This window comes from Streptomyces sp. NPDC086077, assembly GCF_040686175.1.
Lineage (GTDB): Bacteria > Actinomycetota > Actinomycetes > Streptomycetales > Streptomycetaceae > Streptomyces.
In genome coordinates this window covers 1-20,086 of record NZ_JBFBJT010000067.1, presented here as the reverse complement: position 1 = coordinate 20,086, position 20,086 = coordinate 1, and the positions used below count along the sequence as shown (strand labels likewise).

General features: G+C 71.1%; 20 protein-coding genes, 1 tRNA gene and 1 pseudogene. 7 read left to right on the top strand and 15 right to left on the bottom strand.

What is annotated here, in order from left to right; all coding sequences use genetic code 11:
* Positions 1-21 precede the first annotated feature (21 nt).
* The 3 genes from AB0O67_RS20410 to ettA are packed head-to-tail and all read right to left on the bottom strand — an operon-like array spanning position 22 to position 2,775.
* Entirely contained in the window at positions 22-699 is a 678-nt protein-coding gene (locus AB0O67_RS20410; protein ID WP_365451929.1) for a hypothetical protein, read from the bottom strand.
* A complete protein-coding gene (locus AB0O67_RS20405; protein ID WP_365451927.1) occupies positions 696-1,106 on the bottom strand; it encodes a thioesterase family protein in 411 nt (136 codons plus the stop codon). The genes AB0O67_RS20410 and AB0O67_RS20405 overlap by 4 nt, the downstream gene beginning before the upstream one ends.
* 4 nt (positions 1,107-1,110) lie before the next feature.
* Complete coding sequence (gene ettA, locus AB0O67_RS20400) at positions 1,111-2,775, bottom strand: energy-dependent translational throttle protein EttA (protein WP_365451925.1); 1,665 nt, start codon at positions 2,773-2,775, stop codon at positions 1,111-1,113.
* 233 nt (positions 2,776-3,008) lie between these two features.
* On the opposite strand from ettA, the gene AB0O67_RS20395 reads away from it, so the two are divergent.
* On the top strand, positions 3,009-3,212 hold the full coding sequence (locus AB0O67_RS20395) for a hypothetical protein (protein WP_365451923.1): 204 nt from the start codon (positions 3,009-3,011) through the stop codon (positions 3,210-3,212).
* A 132-nt stretch (positions 3,213-3,344) separates the two neighbouring features.
* Here AB0O67_RS20395 and AB0O67_RS20390 read toward each other — a convergent pair whose 3' ends face one another.
* The 4 genes from AB0O67_RS20390 to AB0O67_RS20375 form a co-directional block, all read right to left on the bottom strand.
* Complete coding sequence (locus AB0O67_RS20390) at positions 3,345-4,757, bottom strand: Cys-Gln thioester bond-forming surface protein (protein ID WP_365451921.1); 1,413 nt, start codon at positions 4,755-4,757, stop codon at positions 3,345-3,347.
* Positions 4,758-5,140: 383 nt separating this feature from the next.
* Positions 5,141-5,632 (bottom strand): single-stranded DNA-binding protein, encoded by a 492-nt coding sequence (locus AB0O67_RS20385; protein WP_365451919.1) that lies wholly within the window; start codon positions 5,630-5,632, stop codon positions 5,141-5,143.
* A gap of 254 nt (positions 5,633-5,886) precedes the next feature.
* Entirely contained in the window at positions 5,887-7,653 is a 1,767-nt protein-coding gene (locus AB0O67_RS20380) for a YfjP family GTPase (RefSeq protein WP_365451917.1), read from the bottom strand.
* Between the two features lie 1,263 nt (positions 7,654-8,916).
* Positions 8,917-10,524 carry a dynamin family protein gene (locus tag AB0O67_RS20375; RefSeq protein ID WP_365451915.1) on the bottom strand — a complete coding sequence of 536 codons (1,608 nt, stop codon included), beginning with the start codon at positions 10,522-10,524 and terminating at the stop codon, positions 8,917-8,919.
* Positions 10,525-10,845: 321 nt separating this feature from the next.
* Here AB0O67_RS20375 and AB0O67_RS20370 point away from each other — a divergent pair.
* The 4 genes from AB0O67_RS20370 to AB0O67_RS20355 all read left to right on the top strand — a co-directional run bounded on the left by AB0O67_RS20370 (position 10,846) and on the right by AB0O67_RS20355 (position 12,657).
* Positions 10,846-10,918: transfer RNA gene (locus AB0O67_RS20370), tRNA-Arg, on the top strand.
* A gap of 528 nt (positions 10,919-11,446) precedes the next feature.
* A complete protein-coding gene (locus tag AB0O67_RS20365) occupies positions 11,447-11,905 on the top strand; it encodes a hypothetical protein (RefSeq protein ID WP_365451913.1) in 459 nt (152 codons plus the stop codon).
* Between the two features lie 7 nt (positions 11,906-11,912).
* Positions 11,913-12,158 (top strand): hypothetical protein, encoded by a 246-nt coding sequence (locus AB0O67_RS20360; protein ID WP_365451911.1) that lies wholly within the window; start codon positions 11,913-11,915, stop codon positions 12,156-12,158.
* 214 nt (positions 12,159-12,372) lie between these two features.
* Positions 12,373-12,657: a chaplin gene (locus tag AB0O67_RS20355; RefSeq protein WP_365451909.1), complete on the top strand. Its 285-nt coding sequence runs from the start codon at positions 12,373-12,375 to the stop codon at positions 12,655-12,657.
* 130 nt (positions 12,658-12,787) lie between these two features.
* Here the strand turns inward: AB0O67_RS20355 and AB0O67_RS20350 are convergent, their stop codons facing one another.
* The 8 genes from AB0O67_RS20350 to chpG all read right to left on the bottom strand — a co-directional run bounded on the left by AB0O67_RS20350 (position 12,788) and on the right by chpG (position 17,885).
* A complete protein-coding gene (locus AB0O67_RS20350) occupies positions 12,788-13,654 on the bottom strand; it encodes a tyrosinase family protein (RefSeq protein ID WP_365451907.1) in 867 nt (288 codons plus the stop codon).
* Positions 13,638-14,135, bottom strand: a complete 498-nt coding sequence (locus AB0O67_RS20345) for a tyrosinase family oxidase copper chaperone (RefSeq protein ID WP_365451961.1) — start codon at positions 14,133-14,135, stop codon at positions 13,638-13,640. Before AB0O67_RS20345 ends, AB0O67_RS20350 begins: the two co-directional genes overlap by 17 nt.
* 153 nt (positions 14,136-14,288) lie before the next feature.
* Complete coding sequence (locus tag AB0O67_RS20340) at positions 14,289-14,801, bottom strand: hypothetical protein (RefSeq protein WP_365451905.1); 513 nt, start codon at positions 14,799-14,801, stop codon at positions 14,289-14,291.
* A gap of 111 nt (positions 14,802-14,912) precedes the next feature.
* Entirely contained in the window at positions 14,913-15,524 is a 612-nt protein-coding gene (locus AB0O67_RS20335) for a vitamin K epoxide reductase family protein (RefSeq protein WP_365451959.1), read from the bottom strand.
* Positions 15,524-16,024, bottom strand: a complete 501-nt coding sequence (locus tag AB0O67_RS20330; protein ID WP_365451903.1) for a DUF5949 family protein — start codon at positions 16,022-16,024, stop codon at positions 15,524-15,526. Before AB0O67_RS20330 ends, AB0O67_RS20335 begins: the two co-directional genes overlap by 1 nt.
* A 203-nt stretch (positions 16,025-16,227) precedes the next feature.
* A complete protein-coding gene (locus tag AB0O67_RS20325; protein ID WP_365451901.1) occupies positions 16,228-16,509 on the bottom strand; it encodes a hypothetical protein in 282 nt (93 codons plus the stop codon).
* A 115-nt stretch (positions 16,510-16,624) separates the two neighbouring features.
* Positions 16,625-17,410, bottom strand: a complete 786-nt coding sequence (locus AB0O67_RS20320; protein ID WP_365451899.1) for a hypothetical protein — start codon at positions 17,408-17,410, stop codon at positions 16,625-16,627.
* A gap of 235 nt (positions 17,411-17,645) precedes the next feature.
* Complete coding sequence (gene chpG / locus AB0O67_RS20315; protein ID WP_365451897.1) at positions 17,646-17,885, bottom strand: chaplin ChpG; 240 nt, start codon at positions 17,883-17,885, stop codon at positions 17,646-17,648.
* A 685-nt stretch (positions 17,886-18,570) separates the two neighbouring features.
* On the opposite strand from chpG, the gene AB0O67_RS20310 reads away from it, so the two are divergent.
* Positions 18,571-19,740: a glycosyltransferase gene (locus AB0O67_RS20310; protein ID WP_365451895.1), complete on the top strand. Its 1,170-nt coding sequence runs from the start codon at positions 18,571-18,573 to the stop codon at positions 19,738-19,740.
* Positions 19,737-20,086, top strand: a pseudogene (locus tag AB0O67_RS20305) (hypothetical protein); the annotation flags it as partial. The gene AB0O67_RS20310 and the pseudogene AB0O67_RS20305, both read left to right, overlap by 4 nt.

Genomic DNA, 20,086 nt, shown 5'->3' with positions numbered 1-20,086 from the left:
CCCGCTGCGCGCCGAGGGGCGTCAGCGCACGCTGACGCCCAGCATCCCGAGTCCGGCCTGGCGCACGGCGATCGAGCCGTAGGGCGTGCGCAGCCGCAGCCAGGCACCCGAAGAGAAGAGCGCCAGCTCCTCCGTCGCGGTGGCCGGGCGCAGGAATCCCAGGGACTGGGCGGCGTGCACGGCCCGCACGGGCAGCGGGGTGTTCCCGACGGTCCGGGACCAGATCTCGCGCCCTATCCGGTCGAGTTCGGCCCGGGTACGGCCCTCCGGCGGCAGTTCCTCCGTCCGGGACCGGAATTCGCTCACCACGGCGGCGACCACCGCCCGCAGGCTCTGCGCCGCCGGAAGTCCCCGCTCCACCCGCCAGCCGCCGCGCGGCGGCAGCACCCCTGCCCACGGCGGCCCGGTGACCGCTCGCGGAACGGCCGCCGTGGCCGCCGTCTCGTCCACGGAGTCCAGCAGCTCACCCGCGGACACGGTCACGTCGAGGGTGACGTCCAGCCCGTCCTCGTACGGCTTGGCCAGCCGTACCGCCCGGATCGCCAGCACCTCGAAGGACGGCGGCCGGCCGAAGACGGCGAGTGCGGTGCCCGCGGCCTGCAGGCGTACCGCTGCTCCACGGTCGTAGTGGAGCAGCCGGGAGAGGAAGGCCGCGAGGTCCGCCGCCTCCCCCTCGTCGGCGAGGTGGAGCACCGTCATGCGGCGACGGCCTCCTCCTGGTCATCCGTGTAGCTTTCGAGGAACTCGCGTTCCTCCGCGGTGATCCTGCGCGGGCGCTGCGCCTCGAAGTCGAACGGCACGATCACCGTCGAGGCCCGGACGTAGAGCTGCTTGCCGTCCTTCACCTCGTAGGTGAGGGTGAAGGAGGCGGCCCTGATCTCCGTGACCCACAGCTCGATGTCCACCGGCGCGTGCCGGTGGACGAGCTGCCGCTTGTAGTCGATCTCATGCCGCGCCACCACGGACCCCTGCTTGAACTCCTTGTCCGGGCGGAACAGGAAGTCGATACGGGCTTCCTCCAGGTACCGGAGGAAGACCACGTTGTTGACGTGGCCGTACGCGTCCATGTCCGCCCAGCGCAGTGGGCAGCGGTAGATGTGCCGCAAGAGATCAGCCCCGGGTCAGCTTCTTGTAGGTGGCGCGGTGCGGACGAGCGGCGTCCGGACCCAGTCGCTCGATCTTGTTCTTCTCGTACGACTCGAAGTTGCCCTCGAACCAGAACCACTTGGAATCACCCTCGTAGGCGAGGATGTGCGTCGCGACGCGGTCGAGGAACCACCGGTCGTGGGAGACGACCACGGCGCAGCCGGGGAACTCCAGCAGCGCGTTCTCCAGGCTGGAGAGGGTCTCGACGTCGAGGTCGTTGGTCGGCTCGTCGAGGAGCAGCAGGTTGCCGCCCTGCTTGAGGGTGAGCGCGAGGTTGAGGCGGTTGCGCTCACCGCCGGAGAGCACACCGGCCGGCTTCTGCTGGTCCGGCCCCTTGAAGCCGAAGGCGGAGACATACGCCCGCGACGGCATCTCGACCTGGCCCACGTTGATGTAGTCCAGCTCATCGCTGACCACGGCCCACAGGGTCTTCTTCGGGTCGATGTTCTCGCGGCTCTGGTCGACGTACGAGATCTTGACGGTGTCGCCGACCTTGATCGTGCCGGAGTCGGGGGCCTCCAGGCCCTGGATCATCTTGAAGAGGGTGGTCTTGCCGGCGCCGTTGGGGCCGATGACGCCGACGATCCCGTTACGCGGCAGCGTGAAGCTGAGGTCGTCGATGAGGACCTTGTCGCCGAAGGCCTTGTTGAGGTTGTTGACCTCGACGACGATGCTGCCGAGCCGCGGGCCCGGCGGGATCTGGATCTCCTCGAAGTCCAGCTTCCGCATCTTCTCCGCCTCGGCGGCCATCTCCTCGTAGCGGGCCAGACGCGCCTTGGACTTGGCCTGCCGCCCCTTGGCGTTGGAGCGGACCCACTCCAGCTCCTCCTTGAGGCGCTTGGCGCGCTTGGCGTCCTTCTGCCCCTCGACCTTCAGACGGGTCTGCTTGGTCTCCAGGTACGTGGAGTAGTTGCCCTCGTACGGGTAGGCGCGGCCGCGGTCGAGTTCGAGGATCCACTCGGCGACGTTGTCCAGGAAGTACCGGTCGTGGGTGATGGCCACGACGGTGCCCGCGTACTTGGCGAGGTGCTGCTCCAGCCAGTTCACGGACTCGGCGTCCAGGTGGTTGGTGGGCTCGTCGAGGAGCAGCAGGTCGGGGGCCTCCAGCAGCAGCTTGCAGAGCGCGACGCGGCGCTTCTCGCCACCGGAGAGGTTGGTGACCTGCCAGTCGCCGGGCGGGCAGCCCAGGGCGTCCATGGCCTGCTCCAGCTGGGCGTCGAGGTCCCACGCGTTGGCGTGGTCCAGATCCTCCTGGAGCTTGCCCATCTCGTCGAGCAGCGCGTCCGAGTAGTCGGTCGCCATCTGCTCGGCGATCTCGTTGAACCGGTCGAGCTTGCCCTTGGTCTCGGCAACGCCCTCCTGGACGTTCTCCAGGACCGTCTTGTCCTCCGTGAGCGTGGGCTCCTGCATCAGGATGCCGACGCTGTAGCCGGGAGAGATGAAGGCGTCACCGTTGGACGGCTGCTCCAGCCCGGCCATGATCTTCAGCACGGTCGACTTACCGGCACCGTTCGGACCGACGACGCCGATCTTCGCCCCCGGCAGGAAGTTCAGGGTGACGTCGTCGAGGATCACCTTGTCGCCGTGCGCTTTGCGCGCCTTGCGCATGGTGTAAATGAACTCAGCCAAGAGAAACCGTCCGGCAGCTTGAATCTGGCAGTGGGCAGATACACCCCATCTTGCCGTACCGCCACCCCTGTGCGGAAACGCGTTTGGTCCGGGGCCTCCGACCTGGGGTTTCGCAGACGGCTACCGCATGTCCCCCTGTCACCGTCGGTCGCCTCCGAGTGCCCTCGGGCCCCCTCCCACGGCCCAGAGACGGCCCGAGAAGGAGCGCGCGCCGGACATGGCATCCTGCCGCCATGACAGCAACGGACGCGCACGACGACCTACGGCACCTGCTCAACGAGTGGGACCCGATTGGCGTGGCCGACGAGGACAACCGATCCGACGCGAACCGATTCGGGCATTGGGCCGGCCGCCGGCTACCGTGTGGCACAACCGGCCGGATCCTCTTCCTGGATTCCGCGCGCCGTTCCGGATTCGCCGCGGATGGCGCGGAGTGATCGAAACTGCGCGGAACAGAAGAAGCCCACGGCTCTGATGATCAGTTCAGATACCGTGGGCTTCTGACGCTGTAGCGCTCTACAGCCGGATCGCTGTGTCGCCGGTGCCCGGCGCCGACCGGGACTCTCGTGTCAGGGTTGCTTCCTCTTGCGGACCAGGACCAGTGCCGCCCCGCCGATCACCACCAGGCCGATGGCCACCCCCGCGATCGCCGGAGTCGTGTCGGAGCTGCCGGTGGCGGCGAGGTTGACGTCGGCGGAGGTGCTGCCGAACGTCGCCGGGCTCGGCTGGGTGAGGATCTGGGTCGACTCGCCCGCCTCGGAGACCTCGTCGGCCTGGGTGCGGCAGTCCAGGACGCCGGTGAAGCGCTTCTCGTAGCTGCCAGGGCCGGTGATCGTGAAGTCGTAGGCCTGGTCCTCCTGGAGAGGGACGGTCACCGTACGCGTCTCACCGGGCGCGATCGTGTACTCGGCGCCCATCAGCTCGAAGGTGAACGCCTCGTCGCCCTCGTTGATCGCGGCGATGTCCACGCCGCCCTCGGCGCAGTTCTCGGTCGCGGACAGTGCGGGTACCGCGCCCTTCTCCGCCCAGTTCGCACCCGCCGTCGCCGTCACCGTCGACTCGCTGGAGCCGGCCAGGATCTGCGTCTGGCTTCTGGTCTCGGAGGCGAAGGCGCGGCCGACCGGCACGGTGGTCGACGCCTGCACGGTCAGCTCGGCCGAGCCGTCCGCGGTGTCCTCCGGCACCAGGAAGAACAGTTCGCTGCCGTCCTTCGCGGTGGCGGCGTCCTTGCCGTCCTTGCCGACGATCCGCACGCCCCTCGCCGCGGCGTCGGCCGGCGGGGTCACCGTCACGCTCTCCGCGTCGGTGTGCACGGTCACCGGGCCGAGCAGTCCACCGGGATGGCCGGAGAGGGCGGGCGGGTCGAGTGTCAGCGACGCCGGGGGTTCCGCCACGTCACGGGCGCTCTTCTCGAGAAAGTCCGCGAGCTTCTCGGCCTCCGGGTCGACGGCGTCGACGTCCACCCCGTCCGAGTACCGCCAGATGGCCACCTGTGTGCCGGCCGCCGCGTCCTGCTCGCTGAGAGCGCCCCGCACGCCCGCCTTCTTCGCCAGCGAGGCGAGGTCGTTCACCTGCGGGTAGGAGTTCTGCAGGATCCAGCGGATGCGGCCGGCGTCGTCGTTGGCACCCAGGGAGGTGCCGCTCCAGGGCGTCTCGTGGTACTCGGCATCCTTCTGCGTGGGGTTGTGGATGTCCACGCAGTACGTCTGCAGCATGCCGCCGCCCTCGACGGACATCTCGAACAGGCCGGCCGAGATCTCCAGGTCGCCTTCGGCGGAGTGCACTCTCGCCGCGCCGTACGTCTTCAAACCGCCTATGGTCGCGGTCGCTCCGCCCTGGGGCTGCGTGGGCGCGGTGTCGGCGACGGCGGGGCCGGCCGTCACCAGGGCACCGCCGACAGCGAGTCCGGACGCCAGCGTCACAGCGGCGAGGCGGGCTGCGCCTCGCCTGCACACGGACAGTGCGGAGAACGAAGAAAACACAGAATTCCCCTTCGAGCAGGACCCGTTGACGTGGGGGTACGGTCCCACCAGCAGAATCTCAAGCCACAAGAGCCATGTTCGGCATCCTAGGGATGCGGGCGCACCAGGCTTCCCGGTGATCCCGTCGGACCACGGATCCGAATCGCAATCGTTATCGCCCAGCCCCTTTGCGAACAGGCTTATCGACAAATCCACCGAGGTCCCCTCGGTGCGCTTTCGCCGATAAGCCGCAGTTCGGACAACCGTGGTTCAGCTAGCCACAGTTCGGACAGCCGTGCTACGGACAGCCGTGTACGCCAGCCGTATACGCCAGCCGTAGTTCGGGCAGCCCCAGGGAGTGTCACGCCGGGGGATGCCACGCCAGGGACGTCGCACAGCCGGCGTCACGTCACCGCCGCGGCCTCCGCCTGCCGTGGGGACTCCGTATCCGCCGTGCCGTCCTCGGGCTCCCCGCCGACGGGCGTCTCCCACACCGGCTCGGGCAGCTGCGGTGAAACGGCGCCCACTGCCTCGCCCTTGACACTCCCCCGCCGGAACGCCGAGGTCCCGCGCGCCAGATCGTGGCCGATCGCCACGGCGTCGATGTCGGCCGAGGTCCAGCTCTGTCCCTCGCGCACATCCGTCCGCACCTTCAGCCGGCCCTGCACCACGACCGGATCGCCCACGCCCAGGGAGGCCGCCGCGTTGGTGGCGAGCTGCCGGTTGGCCCACACCGTGAAGAAGTTGGTGTGGCCGTCCGTCCACGCGTTCTTCTCCCGGTCCCAGTACCGGGCCGTCACCGCCAGCCGGAACCGTGCCGACGGCCCCGCGGCCAGCTCCCGGTAGACCGGCTGCGTCGCCACGTTCCCGACCGCACACACCATCGTCTCGTTCATCCTCGTCGTATCCCTCCCCCGCCCGGCCGCTCGCACCGGGCGGACACGCGTACGGGCCCGTCCCGTACGGCTGCGTCTGCCGGCGGCGGCCGCGCTCATCCGCGTACCGCCACCGTCGCGGCGACCGCTTCCGTCGCGATCGCCGCGAAGCCAGACTGCCTCCGTCGAACCGAGCCCGCTGAGAGCTGTGGACGACCCCCGAGCCTGTGGAAAACTCCGCAACCCGTTCGAGGGACATCCTGTCGGGGCGCGCCCTATCTCACCCCCGCCCCAGCCCCCATGACCCGCGCGTACTGCTCCCGCACCTCCCGGTAGCGCAGCAGTTCGGCAGCCACCGGATCCAGCACCCGAGCCCGCCCGCACCCGGCCGCCGCCTCCCGTAGTCGCCGCTCCGCCTCCTGCCCGTACCGCCGGGACGGCCCCCGTGCGGCCAGTTTGCAGCTCCACTCCACGAGCGGGCCGCCGATGATCCCGGACAGCATCAGCAGCACCGGCACCCCGAGATTCGGCGCCATGACCCCGACGATCTGCCCCACCAGCCACAGCCCGCCCACGATCTGGACGATCGTCATGGCCGCCTGCACCAGCACGGCCGCCGGCCACCAGCCCGGCCGGGGCGGCCGCCCCGGCGGCAATCCGGCCCGCGCCGCCAGCACGTCCAGCGCCTCGGGCAACCCCTGGGACCCGCGCGTGGCGGCCTCCCGCACGGCCTGCGCCCACGGCGCGGGCAGCCCGGCCGACGCCTGGTCGGCCACCGTACGCACCGCCTGCTCCACCCGCTGCCGGGCGGTGGCCTGCTCGTCGGCCTGTGAGCGCAAGGGCAGTCGGCCCGTCGGAAGTTCGGTCCGGTCCTGGATCCACCGCCACAGCCGCAGCCAAGGCGTCCCGCAAGCGCGGTTGGCATTGCGCAGCCAGGCCCGTTCGGCCGCCTCGCCGGCGGCGGTGGCGCCCACGGCGTCCGCCAGCCGTGCCGAGAACTCGTCGCGCGCCTGCTCGCTGAGCCCCGTACGCCGCCGGGTGGCGTAGACAGGCCGCAGCCGCGCCGCGGCGGCATCGAGATCGGCGGAGATACGCCGTGCCGCGGCCCCCCTCTCCGTCACGAACTGCCCGAGCACCTCACGGAGTTCCCCGATGCCCTCGCCGGTGAGCGCCGACAGCGCGAGTACGGCCGCGCCCGGTTCGTCGAACTCCCCCAGGGCGATCCCGTCCTCGTCCAGCAGTCGGCGCAGATCGTCGAGCACCTGGTCGGCAGCCTCCCCGGGGAGCCGGTCGACCTGGTTGAGGACCACGAACATGACCTCCGCGTGCCCCGCCATGGGCCGCAGATAGCGCTCGTGGAGGACGGCGTCGGCGTACTTCTCCGGATCCACCACCCAGATGACCGCGTCCACGAGGTCCAGCAGCCGCTCGGCCTGTTCGCGGTGCTGTACGGCAGCGGAGTCGAGGTCGGGCAGGTCCACCAGGACCAGCCCGCGCAACTGCTCCTCCGCCTCCGGGCTCTGCAACGGGCGCCGGCGCAGCCGCCCCGGGATGCCGAGCCGGTCGATGAGGGTCGCCGCGCCGTCGCTCCAACTGCACGCGATGGGCGCGGCCGTCGTGGGCCGGCGTACGCCGGTCTCCGAGATGGCCACCCCGGCGAGCGCGTTGAACAACTGCGACTTGCCGCTGCCGCTCGCGCCCGCGATGGCGACGACGGTGTGCTGCCCGGAGAGCTTGCGTCGCGCGGCGGCCTCGTCCAGCACCCGGCCCGCCTCGGCGAGCGTCCTGCTGTCGAGCCGGGTGCGCGACAGCCCCACCAGCTCACGCATCGCGTCCAGCCTCGATCGCAACGGACCGTCGTACGCCAGCGGCGCCACGCTCTGCGCCCCGCTCGGCCGGGTCTGCACGACGGCGGCCTGCTCACCGCCGGACCCCTCGGTCACCCGGCGCGCGATCAGCCCGTCGTCCCAGGCGCCTTCGGACTCCCTGCGACGGGAGGGGACGTCGCGGCGGGTGGTGTCGCTGCGGCTCGGGGTGCCCACGTGAACGGGTGGGCCGGAGCGGCCCGTGGTGCCGTCGCGGCGAGGGCCGGTCCGACCGGCGGTGTCATCGCGACGCAGGATGCCGGAACGACCCTTGGTGTCGTCGCGGCGGAGGATGCCGCCACGACCCCTGGTGTCGCTGCGCCCTGGGGCGACGGTACGGCCCTTGGTGTCGTCACGTCGGGAGGCGTCGTCACGGCCCTTGGCATCGGCACGCGCCTTCGCGTCGTCACGCCCTTGGGTGTGGGCGCGCCCCTTGGTGTCGCCGCGGCCGAGGAGGCCCGTACGGCCCTTGGTGTCGTCAGGTCGGGAGGCGTCGGCGCGGCGCGTGGTGCCGCGGTCGCGACGAGAGCCGTCCTCCTGGTGGGAGTCGTCGTCGCGGCGAAAGCGGTCCTTTACGCCCGTGTGCTCCCCGCTCTCCTCCGATGCGCCACCCCGCTGCTCTCCCGTGCCGGACTCCCCCGCCTTGCGCAGTACCTTCCAGGGCCGCCTAAAGGCACCGCTTGCCCAATCCGCCCTCCAAGAGGAGTCCCTTTTGGCGGCGGAGTCGTCCTTTTCCGAGTCCCCGCCCTCCGGAGAACCCTTTGAAACGTTTTCGGAATCGACGCTCTCCTCCGAGGAACCCTTTTCGAAATCTTCCTCGTTGAGGGAGCCCTTTCCGTAATCCTCCCCAATGGTCCCCTTTTCCCAATCACCCTCCACGTGGTCCCGGTCGGCGGCGTCAGGCTCCTCAAGGGCGGCAGAGTCCTGAGGGTCGGGGTCCGCCGGGGCGCCCACCTCGGAGGCGCGACCCAACGGTTCCGGGCTCTCGGACCCCTCAGGGGTACGACCCGCAGAGCCAGGACGCTCGGAATCACCACCCTCGGCGCGCTTCACCGACCACCCGTCCGGCCAACCCTCCATGCGGCCGTCCTCGCGTTCCTCCGTGGCACCCACCCCCTCCGCCCCGTCTGCCCCTAGCGAGCCGTCGATCCCACCCGGCCCTTCGGATCCCTGAGACCCCTCCGGCCGCTCAAACCCCTCCGTCCCCTTCACCTGCTCCGCCCCCTCCGACTGCTCCGAACCCTCCGGCCTCTCCGACGCGTCCGGCCTCTCCGCCCCGTCCCGCTTCTCCGCCCCGTCCGGCTTCGCTGACCCGCCTGGCCGCACCGACCCGGTCAGGCCCTCCGCCCCCGCCCGCGCTTCCGCCTTCTCCGGCCGCCGCTCCGGTTGTTCGGGATCGGCGTGTTCCGTGTGGTCCTGGTCAGTGACAGCAGTCACCGGTCACCTCTCCTTCTGCAGTACGGACAACGCGGCGATGAGTTCCGCCTGCGGTTCGGGATGGACGTCGAGGGCGTCGAGGGGCGCGAGACGGCGCTCGCGTTCGTTCTGCATGACCCGGTCCACGCAGTCGTTGAGCAGCCGCCCGCCCCGGTCACGCAGCCGCAGCGCCCCGTGCGCCCCGAGCCGCTCGGCGAGCCCCTCGCCCGCGGAACGGGCCCGGCGGCCTCCCAGCAGCGCGGTGACGACGAGGACGGCGACCACCTCGGGATCCGGCGCGATGCCGCGGTCGAGGTCGCGGACCTCGTCCTCCGCGTACTCCTCCAGCTCGCGCCGCCACCGCCGTACCGCCATACCGATGCGGTGCTCGGCGTTCTCGGTGGACGCGTCCCGGTCCGAGAGCTCCGGCGCGCTCGCCGCGGGTTCGCGCCGCCAGGCCTCGTCGACACGCTCGTCGGCGGCGGTGACGGCGCACAGCAGGAGGGCGCCGAGGCTCTCCACGAGGGCGTCCAGAAGCTCGCCGGCCTTGCAGTCGAGCGGAAAGGCCCGCCAGCGCTTCAAGGCGTCCCCGGCGAGCACGGCACCGGACTGCAGGCGCCCTCTTACGCGCGCGTGCTCGCTGTCGTAGGCGAGGTCGACGGCGGAGGTGAGCCGGAGGGCGGCGGCGTACTGGGCGGCTGCCGCGCCGGCCAGCTCGGGCATCCGCGACTTGAGTGAGGCGAGGACGCCGTACGCCGTACGGGCCATGGTGTGCTGGCGGGTCCCCGGATCCTGGGCCTGCTGGACGAGCCAGGTGCGCAGCGACGCCACGGCGGTGGCCGGCAGCAGGCCGCCGCCCCAGGCGGACTCGGGCAGCTCGGGCACGGTGAAGCGGGGTACGTCGCCGAGGCCGGCCTTGGTGAGCAGGGCGGCGTACTGCCGGGAGACCTCGGAGACCACCTGGTGGGGGACCCGGTCGAGGACGGTGACCAGGGTGGCGTCGTACTCCTTGGCGGTGCGCAGCAGGTGCCACGGGATCGCGTCGGCGTAACGGGCCGCCGTGGTGACCATGACCCAGATGTCGGCGGCGCAGATGAGTTCGGCGGCGAGGGTGCGGTTGTCGGCGACGAGGGAGTCGATGTCGGGTGCGTCGAGGAGGGCGATGCCCCGTGGCAAGGTCTCGGCCGTCTCGATACGCAGCACGCGTGGGGGGGTGTCGCCGGCAACCACCGGATCGTCGTCGGACTCGTGGTGAGGCACCCACACGCGCGCGAGGTCGGGCAGTACACGCATGCCGCTGAACCAGTGATGGTCCTCCGGATGGCAGACCAGTACGGGCGTCCGGGTGGTGGGCCGCAGGACACCGGCCTCGCTCACCCTGCGGCCGACGAGCGAGTTGACGAGCGTCGACTTGCCGGCGCCCGTGGAGCCCCCCACGACGGCCAGCAAAGGCGCTTCAGGCGCTCTCAGGCGGGGCACCAAATAGTCGTCGAGCTGGGCGAGCAGTTCGTCGCGGTTGGCACGCGCGCGCGGGGCGCCCGCCAGGGGAAGCGGAAAGCGTGCGGCGGCGACGCGGTCGCGCAGCGCGGAAAGTGCGTCGAGCAGCTGAGGCCGTACGTCCAAGGTCACCACATGCGAAGAATGCCCAATTTTACGTGATATCTGAAGCATATGGGCATGTCTGCGCGCCGACGGAACACAACGGACGGAAGGGGCGACTGGGACACGGACACAGTCCAGGCATAACGAGTGCACAACACCCGGCTCGCGAGAGGCCAAAAGCGATGCACGATTCGTACCTGCCTGCGATTATCAGGACCGCTTCACCGAACCTCCACATCGAGCCACGGAGGCGAAGCAACAGGGTCAAGGATCCGGGAGCTCTATCCTTGTCCCCGGCGACGTCACGGATCGGCCCACACCCGGGCACCCACGACAGAGGCCACACACCCGGCCCCCGTAGCTCAGTGGATAGAGCAGGCGCCTTCTAAGCGCTTGGCCGCAGGTTCGAGTCCTGCCGGGGGCGCCCAGTCTCCGCCCTCCTTCGGGAGGGCTTTTTCGCTGCTCAGGGCCTTCTTCGACCGGTCTCGTCGCTGGACGGGCTCGTCGCAGGGCCTCACCACGCAATGGGCTGGAGCCTCATCGAGGCGTACGCCGGGACCGCCGGCGCCGTCCGGGTGACCGGGACGGCTGGGACGTCCGCCCCGGCGACGGGCTGGGAACCGCCCGGGGCAAGAATTTCGAGGTCTTCTCCCGCAGCGCCGGCCGGCAGCTCCTGCAACGCGGCCTGATCGACGAGATCGATTATTGAATCGCGCCGGTACTGCTCGGCGATGGCATCCGCCTCTTCGACGTCCCGGGCGGCTCCCCCGTCCGACTCGAACCCCTCATCGGGGCGATGACCCGTCGGCAGCAGTGAACGTTTCTGCTCGTCAGCCGCCGAGTCTTTGATCGCTCATGGCAGTGAATCGACCGCGGTCCAGCAAACCCGTGCCCCACGAGCGCGTTGCTCCAGGTACTCATCAGGAGATCATCAGAAGGGGCCACCTGGGTCATGCACAGCATCAGGCGTCTCGTCGCGGCATTGGCCGCCGCAGGAGCCGTCGTCCTCAGCACACCGACCGGCGCGCATGCCGGGGCGATCGGGTCAACTCCCGTGCGAACCTTCCAATACAGCGTGGGCGGCATGACCATGAAGGTGCCGACCGGGTGCATGTTCACGCACGTCATCCGCGGCAGCGGCAGAAAGATCACCTACCAGAACGCTGGTGTCGACTGCGCCTTCGTCGCCGCCCTCAACAGCGGCTTCTGCAACTGGCGCATCGACTTCACGTACGCCGACACCAACAACCGCACCTACCGCACAGCACGCGGTAAAACTCACAGCGAGTGCAAGATCGACCCCATGCGGACCAACCCTCCGCAGACCCTGCCTCGTTATGGAAAGGCATGCGCGCGCCTCCATGTCAACGGCGTGCCTCGTGTAAGCCAGTGCCACCACATCACGAAGTGAGCCGTTCATGATCGAGCAGGGACAGGGGCGGAGCTCGGGCAAGGCGGAGGATGCGCGGCGGCGGCAGGTCGGTGGCGTCGCGTTCCTCGTGGGGCTGGTCGGGGCCCTTGCCTTCTTCGCCTTCTTTCCAGGGTTGCCGCACGTCATCGACTGGGGTGCCGTCCTCGTCTCCCTCGCCGTGGGGGCGGTTGCCCGATGGGGCTGCTTGACGTGGGCGGCAAGGAGGGCGCGGAAGAAGGCCGGAGAGGCTTGAGGGCGGGAGAGCAGCAAGGACAGTTGCCGCGCGCCGGCCGACTCCGTCGTCCTCGACGGGGTGAATCGGGCCCGCTGCGCGTTCGACGGCGAAGTGCATGTTCAAAAAGGGTGATCCGCAGATGATCACCGTTACCCTGCCGGGTCGCCCGCGTTGAACGGGGAGTCGGCGGCACGTCTGCTGCCGCGCTCACCGAGCAACTAAGGAGAACGTGATGTCGCTCATCGCGAAGGCAGCCGGTATGGCTCTGGGCACGGGTGCCATGGTCCTCAGCGGAGCGGGCCTGGCCATGGCGGACGCGGATGCCCTGGGGGCGGCCGCCGACTCGCCCGGCGTGCTGTCGGGCAACGTCGTCCAGGTTCCGGTCAACGTGCCGATCAACCTGTGCGGGAACACGGTCGACGTGATCGCGCTGCTGAACCCGACCTTCGGCAACGTCTGCGAGAACAACGGTGACAGCAGCACCAAGGACAAGGCCGTCGACGGCTACGGCAGCTGAGACGCCGTACACCAAGGGGCACTGACGAGCGCACCTCACGAGGTACCGGCCAGTGCCCCCGAGGTGCCTCCCCGTACCTCATGAGCCCCGGCACCCCCGAGCGCCGGGGCTCTGCCCTGTCCGGGCCGGCTCACCCGTACCGGTAGAACCGCCCGTGATCCTCCAGCTGATCCGGCGTCACCCGCCACGGCGGCAGCGGTTCGTGCCGTGCCACGACCCGCCCGCGCTGGGCGTCGCCCTGACCGGGCGGAGCGGCCGGCAGGTAGCGGTGGTTGCGGTGCCGCCCCTGCCAGCGTGACCACAGCAGGTCGACGAAGGCGTGGTGCAGCCAGAAGACCGGGTCGTTGACGGAGGCGCCGCCGACCATGACGCCGCCGACCCACCGGTGCACCCGGTTGTGGTTCTTCCAGGAGACGCTGCCCCGCCCGGTGCCCCACCCCTCCAGCTTGTTGCGGAAGCCCTTCGTGACCGTGGAGTCCCAGGGCGAGACGTCGTAGACCGGGTCCTTCAGCGCCGACTCCACATCGCTCTTCGTCGGCAACTCGATCGGGTCCCGGGCCCTGCCCAGATCCCGGGTCAGGAACCTCACGTCCGAGACGTTCTCGTTGATCGTCCAGTTGCCCTCGGCGTACGCGAACGGGCCGGTGGTCACCTGCCGGTCCGACCGCCGCCCGTTGCCGCCCAGCAGGTCGGGCGTCCAGGGCACCGATGTGGCCCCGCGGTCACGGGTCCAGTCCCAGTACGGCACCGTCACCGACGGATCCAGCCGCTGCAGCGCCCGCTCCAGTTCCAGCAGGAACTGGCGGTGCCACGGCAGGAAGGACGGCGCCATGTGGGCCGAGCGCAACCCTCTCTCGCCGTCGGAGACGTAGTACTCGATGTGCATCCGCACGAACTCGTCGTACTCGCCCCGCCGTTTCAGGCCCAGCAGCGCGTCGACGAACCGCCGCCTCTCACTGGCGGTCAGCGTGCTGACGTCCTTACGCGTGTACGCCATGGTGGTCCCCCTCGGTCAGCCGCAGCCGTCCCGTGACACCCAGCTCGTCGACGGCCGCGCGGGCCGCCTCGCGAGGGGTGGGGTACGAGCAGTAGTGGTCGATCATGCTCAGCCAGGTGCCGTCGGCGCGGCGCATCAGATGCAGCGGCCTGCCGTCCACGGTGACCTGGTCCCCACTGCCCCGGATCCGCCGGCCCCGGTACGTCTCGTCGAATGCCACGCCGGTGAGGCCGCTGGGGTCACAGGCCGGCACCGCCAGCACGGCGGCCGACGCCAGCAGCCCCCGCACGACATCCCGCCGCGTCCCCCACCCGAGATCCCGCTCCGCCCCACGCGCGGCGTACCGCCGCGGACCCGGCCCGCCCCCCGCCGCCCCCGGTCTCACGGCCCCGCCACCCCCCGCCCTTCCCGGTTCCACGGCCCCGCCAACCCCCGCCGTTCCCGGTCCAGCGGCTCCGCCGCCCTCCGCACCCTCCGCCACTCCGCCGCCGACGACCATCGTGTGCTCCTCCTCCGGTTCGGTTGTCGTACCGGAGTAACCGCGTGGCACCCCCGGCGGTCACCGTCAGAGCCCGGACGGAGCAGAGCCCGCACGGAGGAGGGCCCGGACGTCGGCGCCCGGGCCCGGTAGGCCCTACAGCCCGGGGCCCATGACCAGGTTCGCGCCCGGAACCGTCTGCAGCGCCGGTGCCAGCACGCCCACCTGAGGCAGCTTCGTCTCGGGCATGCCGAAGTTCTCGCCGTTCGGCGCGGTGAGCGGGGCGTCCACGTCGAGGCCCGGCGCCAAGGTGCGCAGGTCGGAGGCGGGCGCGGAGACGCCCAGGTGGTCGAAGTCGTCACCGAGGGCCCGCGGCACCGGCGCGCGCAGGTCCGCGCCGGGCAGCCCGCCCCTGACCGGCACCTGCGGGAGCACCCGCTCGGGGAGGAAGCGGCCCTCGACGTACCGCGGCCCGTCGGGCACGCCCGGCTTCGGCGTCGGGACCTCAGCGGCGAGCCGAGGCAGTTCCATACCGAGGGCGGTTTCGGCTCCCTCCAGCGGCACGGGAATGGGGACCGCGGCGGCGGGTGACGCTGTGGCGGCACCGGTCGCGGCGGCCGCCACACACGTGAGCACTGCGGCGAGGGTTCCTCGGGTGGTCGACTTCATCTCGGATGCGGTCCCTTTCGGAAATTCGGCGAGCTGTGCGTGCGTACCGAGTAACGAGCCGGGAAACACCACCAGCGCACAATTCGCCCGACTGCCGCAGTAGTACGAGGGTCAGCTCGTCCAGAAGTCCCACCATCGCGTCAGAATGAGCATTCCGACGATTCCGAGGTGCAGCACCACCGGCAGCCATGTGTACTCGTCGAAGAACGTCCGCAACCAGCGCGGAACACGCAGGAATTCCTGGCGCACGGTGTACGACGTCACGTACCAGAAGAGTGGAATGGTCGCCGCCCAGGCCAGCGCGCACCACAGACACAGCGCGTTGATCCGGTACAGGGACTCGAACTGGAGCCAGGACACGAACCCCACACCGAACAGGCAGCCCGCGTCGAACGTCAGCCAGTACCAGCGGGGGAAGCCCGCGCCGGCCAGCAGGCTGACGCCGACGCAGATCACGATGGCGTAGGCGACCAGGCCGAGCATCGGGTTGGGAAACCCGAAGGCCGCGGCCTGGTCGCTCTCCATGACGCTGCCGCAGGACACCACCGGGTTCAGGCTGCATCCCGGGGTGAAGTCGGGGTCCTCCAGGAGCTTGAACTTGTCCAGGGTGATGACCCACGAGGCCAGCAGTCCGGCCGCTCCCGTGATCACCAGGAGCAGGGCGAACGCCCGGCTCGCGCCGGCGGTCCCGGTCCGGCGCGCGTGCTGCCCGACGCGCGCCATCACTGACGCAGGCTGCGCGCGGGCAGAAGCAGGTGCACGGAGGCCTGCACGGTCTCCTCGGCGGTGACGAACTCACGCAGCGCGTCGGGCGTGACGGCTTTGCCGACCTGGGCCTCGGACCAGGGGCGGGCGGTGAACAGCAGGTAGGCGTAACCGCGCTTGGCCACGGCCTGCAGCCACGCGGGCTGCACCGCGCACTGGGCGTTGAGACGCGGCAAGGTGACGACGGCCTGGCCGGCCACGACGAGCAGGGTGACCGGGAGGCTCGGCCTGGTGCCGCCGTCGATCAGGTCCTCGCCGAGGGGCAGTCCGGCGTCGCTCAGCAGTCTCTCGACGGCGGCGCGCGACGCCTCGGGACCGTCGGGGGCGTCACCCCGGGAGCAGGCGAGGAGGTAGGGCATGTCCTTGCCGTCCTCGACCTTTCCGGTCCACGGCATGATGACGAGCGTGCCCAGGTCGGCGGAGTGGAACGGGCGGGCTTCGCTGGGGGTTGTGGTCACCGCGCGACCATATCCACGGCCCCGTCCGTGCCCGCCTCGATGTCACCCGGGCGGCCCAGAGCCCTCGCGGTGTCCACCCGAACGAGGGATGCGCCCCGGCAGCGCGCGAAGGGCCGACTCCGGTGGGGTACGGAATCGGCCCTTTCGGTGAACGGCCCTCTCGGGAGCCCGTCCTGCGGCACCGGGTGGCGTCCCGGCGGACGTCAGCGCTTGACCGGCAGGCCACCCAGCAGCCCGCCCTTGTTCAGGGTGGTGGTCGCGTCCTTCACGGTGCTGAGCGCCGAGTCCTTGTTCTCGGTGTCGAGCGCCCGCGACTGGTGCTTCAGCGGCATGACGTCGATGGGTTCCTCGGTGAGCTTGTTCACGGCGCCGTTGAGGCTGGTGGGCATGACGTCGGCCGGGTCGTACGCGGCGAACGCGGGCGCGGCGGCACCCGTGGCGACCAGGGACCCGGCAACGACAGCGGCAGCCTTCAGGGACTTCATCGTGTTCCTTTCGTCGGCGACTGGCGTCACCGGAGGGAATTCTGACGTCGTGCCCAACGATTCCCGAAAGGCGCGGAAACGGCGTTCCGCTTCCTCATATAACAGTTCGGAGTCCTCAGGAAGCGGCCGGTTCCGCCGGCAGGCTCGGCGCGGGCAGCCCGGCGGCGACAAGCGTCTCGGTGAGGATGTCCAACAGGCCGGTGATCACGTCCGTGGCCGCCGGGAGCACCTCGTTCACCGCACCGGAGGTGGCCGCGTCGAGCAGCTCGTCGATCAGCTTCTCCAGCTCGCTGATCGCGTCCTCCGTCACGTCGGCGGACGGCATGTCGATGTCGTCGTCGACAGGCGCCGGCAGGGTCGTCGCGGGAACACTCGTGGCCGGCAGGTTGGTCGCGGGAGTCGTCGGGGCGGCGGGGGTGGCGGGCGCCGACGGGGCGGCCGGGGTCGACGGAGCCGCGGGCACCGAGGGAGCGGCCGGGGCAGACGGAGCGGCGGGAGTCGCCTGCGCGCCGGGCGTCGCGGGAGCGGCGGGCGCCGAGGGAAGCGCGGCGGACGGCGACGGCGTGGCCGCCGAGGGCGTCACCACCGGCATTCCCGCCATGACCTCCTCGATCGCCTCCTGTACCGAGACCTCCAGTGCGGACGCCTGGCTCTCCGTCAGCTGACCGCCCTCGGCCGCCAGGACGGTGTCGAGCAGGTCGGTGATCGGCGTGAACGCGGTGTCAAGACCGGCCAGGTAGTCGATCTGGGGAAGCAGTTCGTCCGCGCCGGGGACGGGCGTGGAGGTGCGCGAGGGGGCCGAGTCGTGGTCCGCCGCGAGGGCGACGGGGGCGGCGATGCCGAGGACGAGGGCGGCGCTGAGCGCGGAGGACGCGAGACGCCGTGCGGGCAGACCACGCATGAGCGTTCCTTTCGATGGTGCATCGGGGTCTGTGTCCACCGTGCGAGTGACCGTCACACCTCGCAACCGGACCGACACACGGAGTCACCATCGACTGCCCGGCATCACCGCTGGTGGGACAGCATCCCGAGCACCGCACGCCGACCCGCCGCGCCCGTGCCCCATTCGAGGCACGACATGGCGAACCGGCCGCCCTCCACCGGGGAGAGCGGCCGGCCGGCGAGTTGCTGCGACGTCAGTCGTTCGTGCACTCGTTGCCGAACGCCGGGTTCAGCAGGCCGATGATGTCGACCGTGTTGCCGCAGACGTTGACCGGGACGTGCACGGGAACCTGGAGGACGTTGCCCGACAGCACACCCGGCGAGTGGGCGGCGGCGGCCTGGGCGCCGCTGTCGGCGGCGGCCACGCCGGCGGTGCCGGCCGCCGTGGCGGCGGCGACGGAGGTCAGAACCAGGCCCTTCGCGATACGCGACATGGAGAGGTGCTCCTTGGGGTTGACACAAACATCCGGGCGGATGCCCGGCGTTGTGTCAACGCGCGGCCCGCGCGGGAGTTGTGCCACCAATGGGGTGATCTCGACTCGAAGTGGCGTTCACGATTCCGACACACATGCCCGGTTTCAGATAGTTCGTGTGGGTAGCGACTAGAGTTGCGGACCGTCCGACGCACCCTTGTAGCCCGCCTTTCGAAAGGGCATCGCGGCCATGCGCAATTCCCCGGGTTCGCTGCTGCGCCGTGCGACGCCGCCGGCCGCGAAGGGGATGCGGCCGGGCCTCTCCCGCTCCACCGTCCACGAGTGCGCAGACCGTTCAGGTGTCGGACCGTTCACCTGCAACGGTGACCACGGTCCCGTCCCGGCGTCACGCACCGTGTCCGGGGCCGCGTCCACCGATTCCGCCGGGCCTGACGATGACGTGCGGAATCCACCGACCAGTCAAAGGGCGGGCGCGCGACTTCCGTCGTCCGTGAACACGCTCGGCTACGACTCGGACGCGTTCGGTCCCCCCGCGGGTTTCCGATCAAACGATAACCAGTCGGCCGTCCGCCTCGTTTCCCACCGGGACGCGGCCTGGGCCGGTGTGCTCTTCGTCGCCGCCGACATCCGGCCGTGAGGCGCGTACCCGCCGTCCAGCGTCATCCGTGAGCGAGGAAACCGCGCAATGCACCAGTCAGCCACCGACCCTCGGACACGGGTCCTCCACCTCACGCAGCCCGTCGAAGGCGGGGTCGCCCGTGTGCTCGCGGATCTGACGCGGGCCCAGCTCGCGGCCGGCCTCGGGGTCACGGTCGCCTGCCCGGACAGCGGGTTGAGCGACATCCTCCGGCAACTGGGGGCCGACGTACGGCCCTGGCAGGCGACGCGCGCGCCGGGGCCCTCGCTCACCGGTGAGGTACGCCGGCTGGCGCGGCTGGTCGACGACGTGCGGCCCGATCTGGTACACGCCCACAGCGCCAAGGCCGGGCTGGCCGGGCGGATCGCCGTGCGGGGGCGGATTCCGACGGTGTTCCAGCCGCACGCCTGGTCGTTCGAGGCGGTCGGCGGGGCGACGGCCGCGCTGGCGCTGAAGTGGGAGCGGTTCGGGGCGCGGTGGGCGCACCGGACGGTGTGCGTGAGCGAGGCGGAGTGCCGGACCGGGCTGCGGGCCGGGATCGACGCCCGGTGGACGGTCGTGCCGAACGGGATCGACACCGACCGCTTCCGTCCGGCAGCCGCGGGCACCGTACGGGCCGCGCTCGGTACGGACGTCGGTCCGCGGGCGCCGCTGGTGGTCTGCGTGGGACGGCTGTGCCGGCAGAAGGGACAGGACGTCCTGCTCGCCGCGTGGACCTCGGTGGTCCGGCGGGTGCCGGGGGCGCGGCTGGTGCTGGTCGGCGACGGGCCCGACCGGGAGCGGCTGCGCGGGCCGGAGCCGGTGCTGTTCGCCGGAACGGTCGCCGATCCCGTGCCCTGGTACCAGGCGGCCGACGTGGTCGTGCTGCCGTCGCGCTGGGAGGGCATGGCACTGGCCCCGCTGGAGGCGATGGCGTGCGGCCGGCCCGTGGTGGCGACGGACGTGGACGGCGCCCGGGAGAGCCTGCCGCCCGGACACGCACCGCACTGCCTGGTGCCGGCGGAGGATCCACCCGCGCTGGCCGACGCGCTCACCGCGCTGCTGCTGGACCCGCCGCTGCGTGAGCGGCTCGGCCACGAGGGCCGCCGGCACGTACGGGCCGCACACGACGTCCGGCACGCCGCCGGGGCGATGGAGGACGTGTACCGCGCGCTCCTCGGCACCGGGACGCCGGCACCCGCCGCGCCCACCGAGTACAGGGAGTCCATCCACTCGTGACTGCGGAACGCACTGCGGAAAGCACGGTCCCCTCCCCCGGCGCCCAGCCCCGGGACCACGGATTCCCGACCGTCCCGGTCGTGCCCACGCCCGGCAGGGGCGGCGCCGGGTTCCCCTTCCCGGTCCGGCGGCCCGCGGCCCGGCCGGCCTCGCCGGTGCCATTGCTCGGCGCCGACCTCGGCGCGGCCCTGCTGGGGGCGCTGACACTGAGCCGGCCCCTCCTGATGGGCCTGCTGGTCGCCGGGGCGATGCTGGTGCGTCCGCACGGGCGCTTCACACCCGCCCCCGGAGCCGGACAGGACACGGGTCGTGAGCGAGAAGACGGCCACGACACTCGCCCGGATGC

Bases quoted from the DNA above. Each gene is read 5' to 3' on its own strand.
- AB0O67_RS20340 (WP_365451905.1), bottom strand. From the start codon at position 14,801: ATGAAGTCGACCACCCGAGGAACCCTCGCCGCAGTGCTCACGTGTGTG.
- chpG (WP_365451897.1), bottom strand. From the start codon at position 17,885: ATGTCGCGTATCGCGAAGGGCCTGGTTCTGACCTCCGTCGCCGCCGCC.
- AB0O67_RS20395 (WP_365451923.1), top strand. From the start codon at position 3,009: ATGACAGCAACGGACGCGCACGACGACCTACGGCACCTGCTCAACGAG.
- AB0O67_RS20410 (WP_365451929.1), bottom strand. From the start codon at position 699: ATGACGGTGCTCCACCTCGCCGACGAGGGGGAGGCGGCGGACCTCGCG.
- AB0O67_RS20310 (WP_365451895.1), top strand. From the start codon at position 18,571: ATGCACCAGTCAGCCACCGACCCTCGGACACGGGTCCTCCACCTCACG.
- AB0O67_RS20385 (WP_365451919.1), bottom strand. From the start codon at position 5,632: ATGAACGAGACGATGGTGTGTGCGGTCGGGAACGTGGCGACGCAGCCG.
- AB0O67_RS20335 (WP_365451959.1), bottom strand. From the start codon at position 15,524: ATGGCGCGCGTCGGGCAGCACGCGCGCCGGACCGGGACCGCCGGCGCG.
- AB0O67_RS20355 (WP_365451909.1), top strand. From the start codon at position 12,373: ATGTCGCTCATCGCGAAGGCAGCCGGTATGGCTCTGGGCACGGGTGCC.
- AB0O67_RS20325 (WP_365451901.1), bottom strand. From the start codon at position 16,509: ATGAAGTCCCTGAAGGCTGCCGCTGTCGTTGCCGGGTCCCTGGTCGCC.
- AB0O67_RS20350 (WP_365451907.1), bottom strand. From the start codon at position 13,654: ATGGCGTACACGCGTAAGGACGTCAGCACGCTGACCGCCAGTGAGAGG.
- AB0O67_RS20365 (WP_365451913.1), top strand. From the start codon at position 11,447: ATGCACAGCATCAGGCGTCTCGTCGCGGCATTGGCCGCCGCAGGAGCC.
- AB0O67_RS20320 (WP_365451899.1), bottom strand. From the start codon at position 17,410: ATGCGTGGTCTGCCCGCACGGCGTCTCGCGTCCTCCGCGCTCAGCGCC.
- AB0O67_RS20360 (WP_365451911.1), top strand. From the start codon at position 11,913: ATGATCGAGCAGGGACAGGGGCGGAGCTCGGGCAAGGCGGAGGATGCG.